We start from the raw sequence: 15,958 nt of genomic DNA, 5'->3' as shown, positions 1-15,958 counted from the left end.
GTGTTTAACTAACGTTTAAACTGCTGGTTTGTTTAGTACTGAACTGAAAATGCCATTGATAAGTAACTTATCGATCGCAACATCTGGTTTTTTGGCGGCATGGTTTAAAACATGCGGTAATAGGTTTTCTACTAACTCCCGGGCATTGCCTTCAACACGCTTGTGAAGCCATTGCCACCAAGCTGCATCGTCACTTGCAAGCTTTATTGTTCCTTCGGTTAGCTCAATGAATAGGGTTTGAATATCTTCAACCGTTACTTGCCCGATTGGTTTTGGCCAAAAGCACACACGGCTTGCAATGAGTTCGTAGCGTTCTTGTGTTTGAAGTTTGTCGACTAATTGAATATTGCCTACCAGGGTTACACCCACAATGGCTTGGTCACTGATAGTGCGTAACGGGTCAAGTGCGTTAGGTTTGCACTTATCGGCTTCGTCTAAGATGATCAGGCGGTCTGTATCACGCAGCGCCATGATAATCTTTTGCATGTTTTTGTAGGCGCTTGGGCAACGTGACAAGCCTAATGCCAGGATTAATTGATCGAGTACTTGTGTACTGCTGGTTTGTTCACTGCCGGCAATTAAAATGGCTTCTTTGTTATTGCGGCAATACTCGCTAATACCTTTTGTTTTACCTAAACCCGCTTGGCCTGCAAACACACTAAAGCGGCGGCGCTGTCTTGCTTGGTCGCAAGCCATCGCAATAAGCTTAGAAGTGCTAGTAGGAATAAACGGCACCTTACCGTAAACAATACTGACCTGCTTACGTTCTTCAGGCTCTGCTACTTGTTTTGCAGCTTGCTTAGGTTGATCAAGTTCTGCAGGTTGTAAAATGGCCCAAATGTCATGCAAATGCTTACTTGGTTTTGCATTGTATTTACCATTAATAAGCTGGCTAATAGTTGCAGCGCTTTTACCCATGCTGGCAGCAATACTCGCGCTGGTAATGTTTTGGTCGCGGATTTCAGGCGATTGCAGGCGTAAACAAATGCGTGTGCATAAATCACGGTCTGCCTTTGAGTACGATTTGTTAAAGTCATTACGCTTTTTTATATCGTTAATGCTGGCTTCGTTAAAAAGCTCTTGCCACAGTGCATCAATAATCTTTTGCGGATCGATGGTGCATGTAAAAGCCAGCGTTTCTTTAATTGACTGCAGTGCATAACCACAGGTTAATTTTTCAGGTGTTAAACCTAACGTCGACATTTCTTGGTTGATCAGCTCAACACGAAGTTTTTGCTCGTCTGAATAGGTAAATGGGATTTTATAGCTCATAGCTTTGTTCCTTGCGTGTAGTTGGTTGATCGAGTAATTCGTCTAAGTCAATTTCGTGTTGTGGTTTAGTCGGTGTTACATCGAACTCAAACACGTTAACTTCTTGTTTATGTGCAATTGCTGGGGTCGCAGGGGCTGCAAGTTCTTCAACCGCTTTAATATCAATAATGCGATCATTTGCTTCTTGTGCTTCAACCTCACGGCGTTTGGTATCTAAGCGTTTTAAGCGGCCTTCACGGCGTTTGCTTTCGGCTTGTTCGATACGCGATGTAGGTACGGCATGCGACTTGGTTTTAAGGTTTGCAAACATTAAGAACTCACCGTTTAACTTATAAAGCTTGGTGTAGCTGTCATCGTGTAAGTCGTATGCAGCAATTAGCTCTTGCCCGTTAAACTGGTGTAAGTAATCAGCGCTGTAGTCACGTTGGTGCAAGCGGAAGCGACCACGGCGAACATTTACTTTTTCACGCGGTAGCATGACAAAATCGTCTTCTACTGGTGGTACACGTTCTAAGCCTTCGTCCCACACTTGCTGGCGTGTTTTACCCTTTATTTCTGGGTGTTCACTGTTGTGGTAATCATTTAAAAAGGCTTTAAACTCGGCTATCCATTCATCTACAGTCGGTAGTTTACGTTTACCCTGCTTTGCTTCTTTTAAGATAAGTTGCTTATGGCGGTCATCATGATCACGCCCACAGTAAGTACTAAAACGTTTACCAACGCGGTCTTCCATGTGTAAGAAAAAGCGTTCTATCCACTTAACTCGTGCATTACCTGGTATGGCAAAAATAACGTCGATTTCAAACTGAGCATAAAAGCCGGTTGTTTCATCGTTCATTAATTTGTTTTTATAGCCAGAGCCGTTATCTAGATAAAACATGGCAGGTACATTGTTGTGTACTTTGATAGCACGGCTTATTGCTGCAAGCGTATCTAACGTGCTTTCTGCATAGCCCAGTTCCCAGCCAACAATGCAGCGGCTACCCACATCTTGAAATGCAGTAAGCTCTGCGCGGTAAGGCTTACCAGTTTTAGGGTGCGCTAAATAAACATCAAGCGTATGGCCATCGCCGTTATATAAAACACCAGGCTTAATGTTTTCTGTTGAGCGCAATAAATGATCTTTATGCTTTTCACGGTACAACTTAGCACCCATACGGTAAGGGCTTTGTGGGCCTAGTTCGTGCGGTAAGCCATTAATAAAACGGCGTACTTGATGGTGCTCTGCTTTGTAGCCCTCTTTATTTAATTGATCAGACACTTGCGCAAAGCTAGGGCTATTTGGGCTGTGGTAAAGTTCTAAACAACGTGCAAGCCAGCTGTATTGTGTTTGGGCTTTGCCTTTATGGTTTGGCAATAAACCATTAATGCCGTTTTCTTTATAAGCATTACACCAGTTATAAATTGTTGCGCGCCCTGGCAATTTACCCAATGCGTTAATTGCTGTTGTTACAGAGCTAATTGCTGTGTTGCCACGGTACTCTGACACTAAATTTGCAAATGCTTTTGGTAAACCACCCTCTTGGGTTAATAAGTGACGAACCAGTACAGCTCTGCTTTGGGCTTTTTTACGTGCTGGTTCACTGGCGTTTTGCCAGGTTAGTTCTAAGCCCGTACTTGGTAAGTTATTAAATTTTTGAACTGCAGGATGCATTACTCTCTCCTACTCGCGGGTTTTAATACGGTCGTTAAACATGGCAAGCATGTATTCACGGTTAGCTTGTGCGTCTTGCCATTCGTCTTCTGCGAAGTGTGGAATTTGCTCAGCGCCTACTAGGTTCTCTGAACCAAACTCTTCAGTTAAGCGGTTAAGCATGTGGTTAATTCGCTGTTGAATACCTAGCCATAAGTGCCATGTAGTTTGAGCGCCGCCAATGCGGTGGTTTTGATCTAGGTCGCGGCTTGTACATAATTGCTCAACCATGGTTATGAACTCTTCAAGGGATTCATTCACAATGGCGCTATGTGCAAATGCGTTTTGGCGTACCTGTGCAACAAGTATTGGTAACTCGTAGCGTTGTTTAGGTGCTTTGGTTAATCGCTCGTTTTCAAGCGCGTTAATAAGCGTGGCATTATCATTTTGTAAGTCATCTTGTTTCTCTTTGAGTTTTTTAATCTCTTTACGAAACTCACGTACAGATAACTCGTTAAGTGTTTCTAGGTCGTCTTCGTCGAGTGCTTCAACCGTTTCAACGGGTAAGCGCGCCATTTCAATAAGCTTGCTTTTGTTCATGTTTAAAACGGCAGACGTCTGCCGTTTTGATTCGGGCAGAGCTAAAAACATCTTAGCGACAGCTATTGAATTTCGTGCGTTACGCTCCCCAATACCTAGTTTTTCAAGCTGATTTATAAATTCGCCATGAGGGGTGTTAACTTTAATTGAAAGTAATAAGAGCCCATGTTTAGCTGTATCAACAAGGATTCTCTCTCCAATTCGAACAACTTCTTGCCATGCTTCTTCAATAGTGTCAGGAATAACTAATTGAATTTGTCCCGCCATTTTTTCGATCTTTGCTGTAAGTTGCTGTTGCTCTTCAGCACTGAAAACCTGAATTTCAGACGGATCTTGGTCTTTGATAGTCATAATTAAGCCTTGGTTATTCTTCTATAAAGTCTGAAACTTCAAATTGAGGTGAGTCAGGTGCAGCCTGAGATAATTCAGAAAGGATGGATTGTTGGTCTTTTTTCATTGCTTCAATCCCCATTTGCAACTCAGCATGCTTTTGCAGCATTTGAGCTCTCTTATCTACAGGTAGAAACAGTAAGGGCGACAATAAAATTGTAGCGGGTTCTATTGACTGAAGTGCCCAGCATAATGACGAAAGCAAGTGCACAGGCATTTGCACTGCCTGGCTTGGTGCAAACCATTTATTTAGCTTAGTTTCATCAACCTGATAATTATTTGTTGACGCATAATTCATACGATCAGCTAGTTGAGCTCGTGAGTATCCACTACGACGAATACATACGTTAACTGATTGGCAAAACTTGTGATAAACATCACATTCAGGTGGCACATCTTCGTGTAATAAACTTTTAAAAGCGTTTGTTTGATTAGTCATGGTAAAAATTCCCTGAAATTAACCTATAAAGTTGCTTATTGCTGCGCCATGCTATGTGGTGCTGGTACTGGCTGTTGGTTTCTAAGGGCTTCGTAGATAACCTGCTTACGTTCTGTACGGTCTTTAGGGCCTCGCTTAGTTGAACCGTCGTATTGATTGCCGAATACTTCAGTAAGCGACTTCCCTAGAGAAAGTGAAATAGCGTTTGCAACATTCTTAGAATGTGCTGAACCACGGGCTACATTGGTAACGTGACCGAGGCTTACCTCTAAAGCGTTAGCAATATCAGTGAAATTTATATCGCGTGATTTTAGGCTTTTCTTAATTTCATCAAATGTCATTTGTTTTAAAGTCATGCTAAATTAATCCTATGTAAAATTGTTTCGTCTAATTTATTAGTCATACTTTCACTTTTTACTCTAGTGACTAATTAATAGGACGTCAATATAAATTATAAAAATATATTGTAATATAAAAAAGGCATTGACTGACCGATATGTTTGACACTACTATTGATGATATTGATTTCAGCGTATTTGATCGTTTAACTGAAATTTTTGATGTGAGAAGTGATAGAGCGCTTTCTCTTGAGCTAGGGTTGTCACACTCTGGTGTTTCAACAGCGAGAAAGAAAAACACTCTACCCTATAACGCTATCGTTAATACTTGTGTTAAGCGTGGGATCTCACTTGATAAAGTTTTTAATGTAAACGTGAAACATCAGACTGATTTCAATAAAAACGCCTCTGAAGAGTCTACAAAAGTGTTGGGAGTTGATGATTTGTTAGCTGCTAATGCATTGGTAGATAAGATTTTAGAGGAACTATTATTTACAAAAAATCTGCCTGCGGAACGTGAACTTGCTATATGTAAAAAGTTGAGACCAATGCTAATTCAAAAGGCGTTTGAGCATAATTTGAATGAAGTGTTTGTTAAAACGATTGCTGAGGGAGCGTTGTATATGGCCTAAAATGGAAAATTATATGTTTAAGAATACATTTGGTATGTTAATTGGTTTAGCACTAGTAACTTGTAGTGTTTTCGCCCAAGAACCTTTAAGAGATCGCGCTATTATTCAGTATATGAGCGCTGATATTTTACTTCCTGATAATTCCCTTCTTAATGTAGATATGAGTTTTGATTGTGGTAGTGACTTTTCAGAGACTGCCATGATTATCACCAGTGATGCAGGTGCACATCTACTGGCTACTGCCTTTACGTCCTTATATGGTCCATCTGCTGGTAAACAGATTCTTGCCAGTTGGAATAATAAAGTTGATGAAAGCGATCCACGAAAGCCAACGTTTTTGGTTGTGACTCCACCTGAAAACGCTACCGAAAATTGGTATGAAAGTGGTATAGCAAAAAGTACTAATAAAACGTTAAATTATTCAACAAATTCATTAACATCAGTAACTAGTGATGAAGTTGAAGCAAGCTCTACAGTACCTGTTGTAAGAGCTTATTGTGGTTCTCGTGACCACATCGCTACATCAGCACAATAAAGTTCACCAGGATAAGTGTAAGCCAACAAGGTTGGCTAAATAATACGATGGACACCATTATGATAAAATTTATAACTTTTCTTTTTGCTACATTTGTTTGTTTTCATTTGAATGCATTTAACATGCAACATTTAAATGCAGCGGCGCAAGATGACAACAAGAATATTTATTTTTCTTCACATGATGGTGTCTATCGTTTTGATGGTAACCACTACTTAAATTTATCTACGATTTCTAATTTGCCTAGAAGGTGGACTAGTGATGTGATTTACCAAAAGCCTGGTTTACTTTACATTGCTTATAATGACAAAGAAGTTTGGCGCTTTAATCTCAATAACCTCAAGGCAACAAAATTAACTGACATTGTGGCCAATAAACTTGCTGCGAATGAAACTCAATTATTTATGCTAGGTAGAGAACAGTTAACTTTACTTGATCTAGTTAGCATGCAAACAAGTCAACCAATAAGTAAAAAGCACAAGCTGTTCGATGTTGCTGCATCATCTAGTCATGGATATGTAATGGCTAATGATGGTGTTTATATCGTTAATGGAAACACTTCAAGGTTAATCGATAACTCAACAATTACTAAAGGTGAATTAGTTGCGACCCCATATGGCGCAATTTATTTCTTAAACGATCATTTAGTTTCTTATTCGTATTTAAACGATGTGAAAATAAAGAACACGGAAATTAAAAATGCTCGGCATTTACGATACGCGCCACCTTATTTTCTCTACTATGTAGATAGAGGTTCAATTAATCAGGTAGAAATAACTCAACTGTCTTTATTAAGAAAAGGTATAAACCCACGCCCCCATGCATACAAAGATCTATTTGTCGACGATGAACAGAACCTATGGACACTTGATGTAAATAGTTTTGAAGTTGTTTCTTCAAAAGTAAAACTTGATAGGTTAGAAGCTGCATCAATTTATAATATCCTTGCTCATGTAAATAATGATATTTGGGTAGGAACAGATGAAGGGTTATTTGTATACGCTGATGGTAAATACAATGAACTTGAGACAATAAACAAGCAGATAGCAACAACAGGTTTTTCTGTTACTGCAGTCATTGAAAAGAATAACACAGCTTATATCGCAACTGATCTCGGTGCATATGCTGTTGATTTAAACACATCTAAAGTAACCAAATTCTTTGACGGCTATGTCATAAACTTGAACCTTATTGAGCAATCATTATATTTATCTACAAATGATGTTGGCGTTAAGATTTTTGATTTATCGCTAAATGAGCTTAGCTCTGGCTATATTAATAAGTTTTTACCGCATGAAATTGTATGGTCAGTAAGGCGTCTTGATGACAAGCTCTACATCGCAAACCAGAAAGGCCTTGTATCACTGAACGATAAAGGTGAAGTTGCAATAGAATTAGAAATGTATGCACCTGTTGCAGATGTACAATTACTAGGAAACACACTTTACGCAGCAACTTATGGTAACGGCCTGTTTAAAAAAGTTGATGGTCAATGGACTGCTATTGTAAGCCCTCAATACATTAATGAACTGCATTCATTAAGTCAGGAACTATACCTATCAACTAATCAAGGAATTCACAGATTTAAAGTTGATGACGAGTTTACTTCTCTTATCGAAGGGACAGAAGATCATTCATTTACCCCAAATGGTATTTTGTCTATTAGTGATAAGATTATTGCAGCAAGCAATCAAGGCGTTATTAAAGTCGAGAGGAAAAAGCAGAGCAAGATTGCAGACAGCACTATAAGTTACGTAAAAACAAATGATAAAACATATTTAAACCCAGTGAGTTTACGACTTAATAACTCAAGCTGGCTTGATATTGCACTTACTAATTACAGTTACACTTTAAACGATCACATAAGCTATCAATATCGATTGAATGATAGTGAATGGCACGATATCCCTACCCCATTAATTCAGCTTAACAAGTTAAACCCTGATGATTATAAATTAGAGTATCGTAGTAAATTAGATGGCGCTGTTTGGAGTTCCCCTAAGTCATTTAGGTTCTTTGTTAAGGGCCCTTGGTATAGCTCAAATACAGCAATGTTGATGTATGTTTTTGTGTTAGTTGTAATTGTAGTTATGTCTACATTATTTATCTTATTTTGGCTTCAGAGCTTCCACCGTGTATTTAAGTCACATCAAAAGCAGCTACAGCGAGAAGGATTAAGTGTTGCAGCTCTTAACTTAGCGAATGGTATTACTCTTTGTGGTGGTGATGAAACAATGGTTTGTGAAGGCTTAGTTAAGCTTAGAAAAGCACACGATATTTTAAACCCAATTGCAAATAGTCACGCAAGTTTAGGCCATAACGATCTATCGGGTGCAATTGATATGCTGCACGTTAAATGTATCCAACGCCCAGATATAGAAGCTGAATTTAATATTACTCTTGGCAAAGATGTTTTAACCAAGCAGCTGCAGTGCGACATATACACTGTACTGTATCATGCTGTTGAGAATGTATTTCAACATGCTCGTGCATCAAAGATTACCGTACATCTAAATAAAGTAAGTAATAGGCTTAGACTAGAAGTTAGAGATAACGGTATTGGCCTTTCAATGTTTGCCTGGTCAGTTAATTTTGGTCTTGGTAAGTATGTTATGGATAAAATAGCAAAAGACTATAAAACGCAGATTAAAAGGTATTCTAGTAGAAATGGCACAAGTGTTGTGATTGAGTTCCCTGTGATACTTCAGCCAAAGGCTCAGGAATCTAAAAGTGAAAAAGCCCCTAGTTAGGGGCTTTTTCTTTTAACCTCTCTCTTATGGCTTCATCAACACGGTTTTCCCAATCGCCACACCAACCTTGAGTAATTGCTTGTTCGCATAACAAGATCACATCATCCCAACGTTTTTCCTTTTTATAAACAATCGCAAGTTGCTTGTACCCTGAGTGGCTTGGGGCTCTGAAAGGAAAATCCAATACAGATAAACCTTCCCTTTGTGCAGTTTTAGAGATAATTCTTATATGTTCTTGTTCCATTTGCTTTAAAACATTGGTTGCTAAGTCAATCTGCTTTACAGCATATTCCTTTGCTAACTCATAATAATTGCCTTTATTTCTGTTCAAATAGAACAACTCAAGCATTCGACCGTATAAGAAATGCATATCCACTACTGAAGTTGAAACATTTATATTACGTTCAGCCTCTTTGTAAATTTTCTCAGCTAATGGCCTATCACCTTCCTTTGAAGAAAACCAACTACCCAATTCTTTGAGGAACTTTACTGTGCTATTACTTGAGTTTGTATATAGACCATCGTCAATTTTACTACCACTTATTGGGGTATATTGATCTCGGATACGTGAGCGTTCAGAAGCAGTTAATTCATTTAACCACCACTTTTGGAGGCGGTGATACTTAATCATTCCTTGTGGATTCCGTTCATTTAACTTTGGTTTATTTGACTCAGGAAAAATGCTTTCCATAATATGATCCCATTAATTTGTTCAACCAATTGATTACATTATCGACAGCATTTTTGTATGTAAAGGTTTTTCCCGCAGCAGTTGTTACCACCTATCGATATCTTAGACGCTCAAAAACTCTATTTGTTTTAAACCCTATTAATTGAGCGGAGAACGATGATGACTAACTTAACCTGGAAAAAAACAAAGCCCACACTACCAGGGCACTACTGGTTTAGAATTTTTTTACCTGAGCAGAACGTCTATTTGCAGAAGCCGCATGTAAGAGAAGTTGTTATATTGGACGATGCGCTTTTTATCACAGATCCTAAAACTATTTCTGTTGCTGATCTTGACGCTAATTTTGAATTTGCAGGACCAATAGCCTCGCCAGAAGAAACTGTAACTCAATCGGTTGAACTAAAGAGTACTTTACATGGAATGACGGTTGATGAGTCGCTGGTGATTAGCAAACGTATTGTTGAATTGGTTAAGAAGGAATGCAAGCAAATGGGCATACAATACAGTAACCGCCCATTGCTTATTGCTGCTTATGCTGCGGGTGGTGGCTCTCTAAGCCAGCATGACTTAATTGCCTGTGATCTTGCTTTCGAGATGAGCAAAAATAGCATCAAATAAATCAAGCGGTTTATTTATCTTCCCTTTTTTATGTTGGGTTAAGCCCTCTTAGTTTTTTTACTAAGGGGGCTTATTTTTTTAGCACAGTTTTAAATAAAGGGTAAAACGCCTGTAAGCGATTTTAAGGGGTGTGTTTTAGTGATTGGCTGTAATGGCTCGTGTTTAAATCGTTTAAACGCTCTCAGTTGAATTTAAACATGGTTTAAACTTGGTTTAACTCTAATTTAAACTTAGGATTTATGTTGCAGCCATGTTTTATGAAATTCTTGCTTGGTTTCGTCAAAAATTAAAAACATATCAACTGAGATATCTAAGTTATGTTTTAACGCCAGGTGTGTGAATTCATCTTCTGTTATTACCCTGTCTGCGTAAGCCAGCTTTAATTCATTTATAAACTCAGTGCTTGGATTTGATAATAACTTTTTGGTAAGTCCGGCATATAGCTGTGGGTAAGCTTCATCTGGGTTTGCTGATTGGTATTTGGCTGGGTTATTTAAAGCCATATATACAAATACACCAATTATGTATAAAACGAGAGCCGCAATTATGATGTACAGCATTTTGTTAAATGACTTTAGGTTGAATCGTTGAAGCATAACCTTTCCTTGGTAGTGAGTTTATTTAAATATAGCAAGCTTGTTCCTAAAATCTAGGTTACTTTTTGCCTCGCCTTTGCTCCTTGCTATGTGAGCATTTATCAGAGCAATATAAATCGCCATTACGTTTTACGGGTGTGTATAGCGGTGAACTACAAAATGTACATAACGAACATGCTTGAGCATGGCTTTCATACTCACAGTCAGAGCATTGATCATCTAGATATGTTTGCTCGTCTTTCGTTAGATCTGTTTGACAACTTGAACAGTGGGCCATAAAAATTCCTTGCGACTTTTTTGATACCCGCTTAGCCTATATTAGTTACCCCATACCCTTAGCTGTAAAGTCTTTTCCAGCAGTCTCCCCTTTCTTTGATTCATAAACTAGGTGCCAGTTAATTCATTTTTGGCACTTACATCATGGCAAAGAAAGCAAGCACAAATACACAGTTCGATTGGTTTGAAGTTTTTAAAGCTGGTACCCAAACAGACAGCAAAGGCAATACCCAAACTTTTAGTAACGCTGATTTAAATAGCGTTGTTACTAACTTCACACCTAAAACTGCCCCGCTTGTAATCGGCCACCCTAAAATGGATTCACCTGCATGGGGTTGGGCCAGTGAACTAAAAGCCGAAGGCGGCGTACTTTACGCTAAAGCAGATGAAGTAAGCAGCGAGTTTGCACAAGCTGTTGAAGATAAGCGCTACCCTAACCGCTCAGTTAAATTAGAAAAAGTCGAAAACGGCTACAAACTTGCCCACATTGGTTACTTAGGTGGCAAGCCCCCTGCTGTTGACGGTTTAGCCTGGCAATTTAACCAGGATGAAAATGCCGACACCCTTACCTTTGAATTTGCTGCTGGTGATATGGACAGTATATCGCTACGCACATCAAACACCCTCACTCGCCTTATGGGCAATTTACGCAACTTTATTACTGACCGTTTTGGTAGTGAAGCGGCAGATAAAGTTGTGCCTGAATACGAATCAGAGTGGTTAAAAGAAGAAACCATTATTGCTGAGCATGAGCGAGCCAAAGGTAACGCCGAATTTAGTAAAGGTGGTGATGATGACACCACGCCCCAGACCAATGAGGACAATGCGATGGATGAAGAAGAAAAGAAGGCACTTCAAGACCAACTTGATGCAGCCAATGCCAAGAACAAGCAGCTTGAATACAACCAGCGTGTAACAGCAGCTAAGACGTTTATCACTGACGAAGTTAACAGTGGTGATGCACCACGCTTAACTAACACAGATGGCGTTGCTGAGTTTATGGCAAGCCTAGACGATGGCGACACAACGTTTGAGTTCGCTGCAGCGGATGGTGAGAGCAAAACGCTTAAACCAGCAGAATGGTTTAAAGGCTTTTTAAAAGGCTTACCTGAGCAAACAGGCTTAACCAGCGAGTTTAGTAAAGATGATACAAACGGCGAAGACGGCAACGACACAGCTGAAACGCTCGCTGCTAAAGCGCTTGAGTATCAAAAGTCACAATCTGACAAAGGCAATATGATTAGTATCTCGTCTGCGTTAGACCACATTAAGAAGGTATAAAACCATGGCGCAACCAGGATTTATTAGAAACTTTAGCTCAGAGGGTGAAATTCCCCCTAATCGCCTCTGCATTGTATCTGCAGCCGCTGACTTTCAAGTTGCGTTAGCAACTGGTGCTGATGCCATGTTTGCAGGTGTAACAGAGCAAGGAACCGATGACCACCTACGCATTGATGTTGTTATGACACAAAGCGCACCGGTTGAATTTGGTGAAGAGCTTGTAGCTGGCACACCTGTGATTGCAGATGCAGAAGGCAAAGCCGTTGCATTTGACGTAGCAAACTTTGTTGGTGAAGCCGAGCTATATGTTGCTGGCTGGGTTATGGAAGATGGAGCCGCAGGCACGATTGGTGATGTGTTTCTGAACCCGCATCTTGTAGCAAATATTCCAAGCGCTTAAGCGCTTGGGCAATTAAAACTAACTATTTAAGGATTTTGCCATGAGTAATGGTATGCCATTTACACCCGATACAGAGCAAACGGCTATTGCCATTGCTTATCGAAATCGAGCGCTAGTTGCTGATCAGTTAGCGCCTTATTCACCCGTCAATTTACGTACATACAAATGGACTGAATTTAAAAAAGGTGAAAAATTTACGCTGACCGATTCTAAAATTGGCCGTAAATCGAGTCCTAACCAAGTTGAATTTGGTGTTGAACAAAAAACAGGCTCAGTGACTGACTATGGTCTGTCTGACATTATTCCAAATGATGATGTAGCTAATGCACCAGCTAACTATAACCCGCGCACTCATGCGGCTGAAAGCTTAACAGATCTTGTACTTCTTCAACGTGAAGTTCGTGTTGCTGAGCTGTATAACAAAGCCGCTAACTTTGGCTATAACCACTCTCTTGCTGCTGCAGATTTTAAGTTTTTAGATGATCCAACACTGGATATCTTGCCGTTCTTCCTTGAAATGCTTGATGAGCCGTTAATGCGTCCAAACGCGATGACCTTATCACAAAAGGTTGCTACCAAGTTACGAACACACCCTAAATTGCTTAAAGCATTTAATGGTACGAGTGGAGACCAGGGCTTAGTGCCATGGAGCTACATTAAAGAAACACTCGAACTTGAGCATGTGACAGTTGGCCAAGCGCGTTTAAATACAGCTAAAAAAGGCCAAGAAGTAAACCTACAAAGTGCATGGAAAGACAGCTTATCGTTTACCTATCACGACCCGCTTGCGTCGTTCCAAAATAACCGAATGACATTCGCATTGACTGCACGTTACGGCGCACGAACGTCAGGCAATCGTGATGTATCAGCTGGTTTAAATGGCGGCGTTGAAATCATGGTTGGTGAAGCCGTTCAAGAGCAAATTATTGCAAAAGACTGCGGCATCTTACTAACCAATGTACTTAAACCGAATTAATTAACGCGTTGTTCCCTGTGAAGGCTCTTAGTCTCCTTAGTTTCCTAAGAGCCTTTTTTACTAACTGAGGCATGTATGTTTACGACAACTCAAACAGTTATCGACAAAATTGGCATTAATGTGCTGTTGCAATTTGTATCTGCAAAATTTGCAGAGCCAGGTGCATACCCTACCCGTGATGATGTGGAAACGGCGTTACTGGGTGAGCCTGAAACAGAGTTGCAACAGCAGATTGCTGCTTGGTACAGCGAAGCACAAAAAGACGTTAACGCCACTATTACGGGCTTTGTAGCACGTTTCAAGTTAACACAAGACGATATTAACACGTCGGTGTTGCCAGGCATTGCGATTGACTTAATGCACTGCGAATTGGCAACCAATATTGCCGACGAACACCTTAAAGAACTGAGTAAAAAGGCCATGGCCCTATTAGACAAAGTTAGTAAAGGTGTGATCCAAATTAAGGAAGATGCGCCTGCAGGCTCAAGAACTGGGATGCGAACAAAAGCTGCAGGCTCTCAATTTGACTGGGACAGGTACTAACGATGGCTGGGGTATTTATCGATATATCGGGTAATGCACTGCCCCGCCTGAGCCAAATTGCAACTACCAGTGAAAGAGCTACCGATGTATTGGACGATATCGGCGCATTTTTAGACATGGACGTCACCACCCGCTTTTTACGTGAAATGACACCTGAAGGGCGTAAGTGGGAGCAGTCACAAGCTGCAAAAGACCGTGGTGGTTTAACACTAACCGATACACGCAGTTTAGCTGGCTCTGTTACACACAACGTAAGCTATAACACGTTAGTGCATGGCCTGGGTGAAAAGTATGCCGCTATACACCACTTTGGTGGTGAAACAGGCCGCAATAAAAACGTAAAGCTACCTGCACGGCCAATACTCGGTATTGCAGCAATACAAGAAGCTGAAATTAACGACATCGTTGAAGACTGGTTAATTTAAAGTGAGTTTAAAGAGGGTTTAAATGTCATTTAACTTTGATTTAAACAAGGTCGAAACCGTCCTTAAACAATCTGCAATTAGAGCAACGCTTGGGTTTTCAAGTGACTTTAACGAAGTGAGAAAACGTGCGGTGCATAGTTCGCATCTATTTGTTTTGCCCCTTGCTGAAGATAACCAGAACACAAACCAAGTACTAGGGCTTGATGAATACCAGGTACATGAAACATTTGCTGTGATGATTGTTATCCCTTGCCTAACAGGCAACGCAACGAGTAATGCCGAAATTAAAGAGTTAAGAGGCCAAGTGAAAGAAGCCATAGCCGGTTGCCAGTTTCAAGGATGGGACCCGATTAAGCTTGATAAAGGCCGCACTGTTGAGCTTAACAAAGAAACAAATAACTTAATTTATCAGTGCCAGTTTAGTGTAACTGGTATTCATACCGTAACTGTGAAGGTGATGCCATGAGCAAACAAACCGAATCGCAATCGACAAAACCCGCACCAGAAAAAGGCGTTGTTATTACCCAGCCTAAAGTGTCTCGTGCTATGGCCATTGCGAACAATGTAAACAAGGTACTTTCTAGTAATAAGGCATCTCGAACAGAGCTTGCAGGTGCATTTAACTTGAAAGATGGCGAGTTAATTAAAGTGGAGAGTAAATCATGAGCTGGCGCTTTAAAGATAAATTAATTTTAGCAGATGCCCTAGGGACCACACTCACAGGCATGCATGCAATTTACGCAAGTGAAGTTGAACTTGCCATCGAGAACGAAAGCGAAAAAGACGAGCTAGAAACAAGCTATAGCGGTGCAAGCCTAGAAACGTTTTACGGTGAACATATCAGCCTTAACTTTAAAACGCCTCTTGCTATGAGCGGCACGGCAGGTAATGAACCTGCCTTCGCACCTTTATTACTTGCGTGTGGCATGGTGCAAGTGGCTGATGCTACCAGCGTGACATTTACCAAAGGTGCAGCTGTAGCAGTTAAATGCTTAGTTCGCTTTGGTAAGAACACGCATGAAATTAGTGAAATGAAAGGCAATGTGAGCTTACAGCTTGAAAAAGGTAAGCCAATGCTTAACTGGCAATTTAAAGGCTTATTTAGTGCGCCTATTGCAAGTGCTGCTGCACCTGCCGTGGATTGGGACCGATGGGTTCGCCCTGAAGTATTGGGTGTAAGTAATAGCTCTGACTTTAAGTTAAATGATGTAAAGCGGACCCTACATAAGCTTACCGTTGATTTAGGTAATAACGTTGTATTTGACCGCGCCATTAACCATGAAGAAATTATGATCACCAGTCATGAAAGCAGTGCCAACTTTACGCTTACAGCTGAAGAACTGGCCAGCTTCAACCCTTTTGATGATGTTGGCAAAGTTCAGATGTTCGAATTTACGCACGGTACAGCTGCGGGTAAAAAAGTGACCATTATTGGCCGTTATCAAATGCCACACCCTAAATACACAAGTTTAGATTCTGAATTAACCGGTTATGAGTTTGATGGGAAGCTGGTACCCAGTGGTGCTGGTTACGATGAATTAACCATCGTATTTGAGTAATACC

At 40.4% G+C, this 15,958-nt stretch carries 20 protein-coding genes; 12 read left to right on the top strand and 8 right to left on the bottom strand.

The window, feature by feature from the left end:
* Positions 1–15: 15 nt before the first annotated feature.
* Genes JIG37_RS13780 through JIG37_RS13760 form a run of 5 tightly spaced genes read right to left on the bottom strand, consistent with a single transcriptional unit; the run spans position 16 to position 4,690 of the window.
* Positions 16–1,272, bottom strand: a complete 1,257-nt coding sequence (locus JIG37_RS13780; protein ID WP_199529605.1) for an AAA family ATPase — start codon at positions 1,270–1,272, stop codon at positions 16–18.
* On the bottom strand, positions 1,262–2,926 hold the full coding sequence (locus JIG37_RS13775) for a Mu transposase C-terminal domain-containing protein (protein WP_182396344.1): 1,665 nt from the start codon (positions 2,924–2,926) through the stop codon (positions 1,262–1,264). The genes JIG37_RS13780 and JIG37_RS13775 overlap by 11 nt, the downstream gene beginning before the upstream one ends.
* A gap of 9 nt (positions 2,927–2,935) precedes the next feature.
* Complete coding sequence (locus tag JIG37_RS13770) at positions 2,936–3,856, bottom strand: hypothetical protein (RefSeq protein ID WP_199529604.1); 921 nt, start codon at positions 3,854–3,856, stop codon at positions 2,936–2,938.
* 13 nt (positions 3,857–3,869) lie between these two features.
* Complete coding sequence (locus tag JIG37_RS13765) at positions 3,870–4,334, bottom strand: hypothetical protein (protein ID WP_199529603.1); 465 nt, start codon at positions 4,332–4,334, stop codon at positions 3,870–3,872.
* A 35-nt stretch (positions 4,335–4,369) separates the two neighbouring features.
* Positions 4,370–4,690, bottom strand: a complete 321-nt coding sequence (locus JIG37_RS13760; RefSeq protein WP_199529602.1) for a hypothetical protein — start codon at positions 4,688–4,690, stop codon at positions 4,370–4,372.
* 140 nt (positions 4,691–4,830) lie between these two features.
* Between JIG37_RS13760 and JIG37_RS13755 the strand changes: the two genes are divergently transcribed.
* The 3 genes from JIG37_RS13755 (at position 4,831) to JIG37_RS13745 (ending at position 8,589) form a co-directional block, all read left to right on the top strand.
* Complete coding sequence (locus JIG37_RS13755) at positions 4,831–5,304, top strand: helix-turn-helix domain-containing protein (protein WP_199529601.1); 474 nt, start codon at positions 4,831–4,833, stop codon at positions 5,302–5,304.
* A gap of 13 nt (positions 5,305–5,317) precedes the next feature.
* Entirely contained in the window at positions 5,318–5,839 is a 522-nt protein-coding gene (locus JIG37_RS13750) for a hypothetical protein (protein WP_199529600.1), read from the top strand.
* Between the two features lie 122 nt (positions 5,840–5,961).
* Positions 5,962–8,589 (top strand): ATP-binding protein, encoded by a 2,628-nt coding sequence (locus JIG37_RS13745; protein ID WP_199529599.1) that lies wholly within the window; start codon positions 5,962–5,964, stop codon positions 8,587–8,589.
* Here the strand turns inward: JIG37_RS13745 and JIG37_RS13740 are convergent.
* Entirely contained in the window at positions 8,582–9,280 is a 699-nt protein-coding gene (locus JIG37_RS13740) for a hypothetical protein (protein ID WP_199529598.1), read from the bottom strand. The two genes, JIG37_RS13745 and JIG37_RS13740, sit on opposite strands and share 8 nt — an antisense overlap.
* Positions 9,281–9,436: 156 nt before the next feature.
* Here JIG37_RS13740 and JIG37_RS13735 point away from each other — a divergent pair, with 156 nt between their 5' ends.
* Positions 9,437–9,898, top strand: a complete 462-nt coding sequence (locus JIG37_RS13735; RefSeq protein WP_199529597.1) for a hypothetical protein — start codon at positions 9,437–9,439, stop codon at positions 9,896–9,898.
* A 230-nt stretch (positions 9,899–10,128) separates the two neighbouring features.
* Here the strand turns inward: JIG37_RS13735 and JIG37_RS13730 are convergent, their stop codons facing one another.
* Together JIG37_RS13730 and JIG37_RS13725 are read right to left on the bottom strand one after the other, a co-directional pair.
* On the bottom strand, positions 10,129–10,494 hold the full coding sequence (locus JIG37_RS13730) for a hypothetical protein (protein WP_199529596.1): 366 nt from the start codon (positions 10,492–10,494) through the stop codon (positions 10,129–10,131).
* A 58-nt stretch (positions 10,495–10,552) separates the two neighbouring features.
* Complete coding sequence (locus JIG37_RS13725) at positions 10,553–10,771, bottom strand: hypothetical protein (protein WP_199529595.1); 219 nt, start codon at positions 10,769–10,771, stop codon at positions 10,553–10,555.
* Positions 10,772–10,914: 143 nt separating this feature from the next.
* Between JIG37_RS13725 and JIG37_RS13720 the strand changes: the two genes are divergently transcribed.
* The 8 genes from JIG37_RS13720 to JIG37_RS13685 all read left to right on the top strand — a co-directional run bounded on the left by JIG37_RS13720 (position 10,915) and on the right by JIG37_RS13685 (position 15,954).
* Positions 10,915–12,051, top strand: a complete 1,137-nt coding sequence (locus JIG37_RS13720) for a hypothetical protein (RefSeq protein WP_199529594.1) — start codon at positions 10,915–10,917, stop codon at positions 12,049–12,051.
* Positions 12,052–12,055: 4 nt separating this feature from the next.
* Complete coding sequence (locus JIG37_RS13715) at positions 12,056–12,451, top strand: hypothetical protein (protein WP_199529593.1); 396 nt, start codon at positions 12,056–12,058, stop codon at positions 12,449–12,451.
* 40 nt (positions 12,452–12,491) lie between these two features.
* Positions 12,492–13,427 (top strand): capsid protein, encoded by a 936-nt coding sequence (locus JIG37_RS13710; RefSeq protein ID WP_199529592.1) that lies wholly within the window; start codon positions 12,492–12,494, stop codon positions 13,425–13,427.
* Between the two features lie 75 nt (positions 13,428–13,502).
* Positions 13,503–13,970 (top strand): phage protein Gp36 family protein, encoded by a 468-nt coding sequence (locus JIG37_RS13705; RefSeq protein WP_063705188.1) that lies wholly within the window; start codon positions 13,503–13,505, stop codon positions 13,968–13,970.
* Positions 13,971–13,972: 2 nt separating this feature from the next.
* Positions 13,973–14,395, top strand: a complete 423-nt coding sequence (locus JIG37_RS13700; RefSeq protein WP_199529591.1) for a phage virion morphogenesis protein — start codon at positions 13,973–13,975, stop codon at positions 14,393–14,395.
* A gap of 22 nt (positions 14,396–14,417) precedes the next feature.
* Positions 14,418–14,861: a hypothetical protein gene (locus JIG37_RS13695; protein WP_199529590.1), complete on the top strand. Its 444-nt coding sequence runs from the start codon at positions 14,418–14,420 to the stop codon at positions 14,859–14,861.
* Positions 14,858–15,061, top strand: a complete 204-nt coding sequence (locus tag JIG37_RS13690) for a hypothetical protein (RefSeq protein ID WP_199529589.1) — start codon at positions 14,858–14,860, stop codon at positions 15,059–15,061. Before JIG37_RS13695 ends, JIG37_RS13690 begins: the two co-directional genes overlap by 4 nt.
* Positions 15,058–15,954, top strand: a complete 897-nt coding sequence (locus JIG37_RS13685; protein ID WP_206769748.1) for a hypothetical protein — start codon at positions 15,058–15,060, stop codon at positions 15,952–15,954. Before JIG37_RS13690 ends, JIG37_RS13685 begins: the two co-directional genes overlap by 4 nt.
* The last annotated feature ends 4 nt before the right edge of the window (positions 15,955–15,958 follow it).

The organism is Pseudoalteromonas sp. bablab_jr010 (assembly GCF_016464105.1).
GTDB classification, from domain to species: Bacteria; Pseudomonadota; Gammaproteobacteria; order Enterobacterales; family Alteromonadaceae; genus Pseudoalteromonas; species Pseudoalteromonas simplex.
This window is presented reverse-complemented; position numbering and strand designations above follow the sequence as displayed.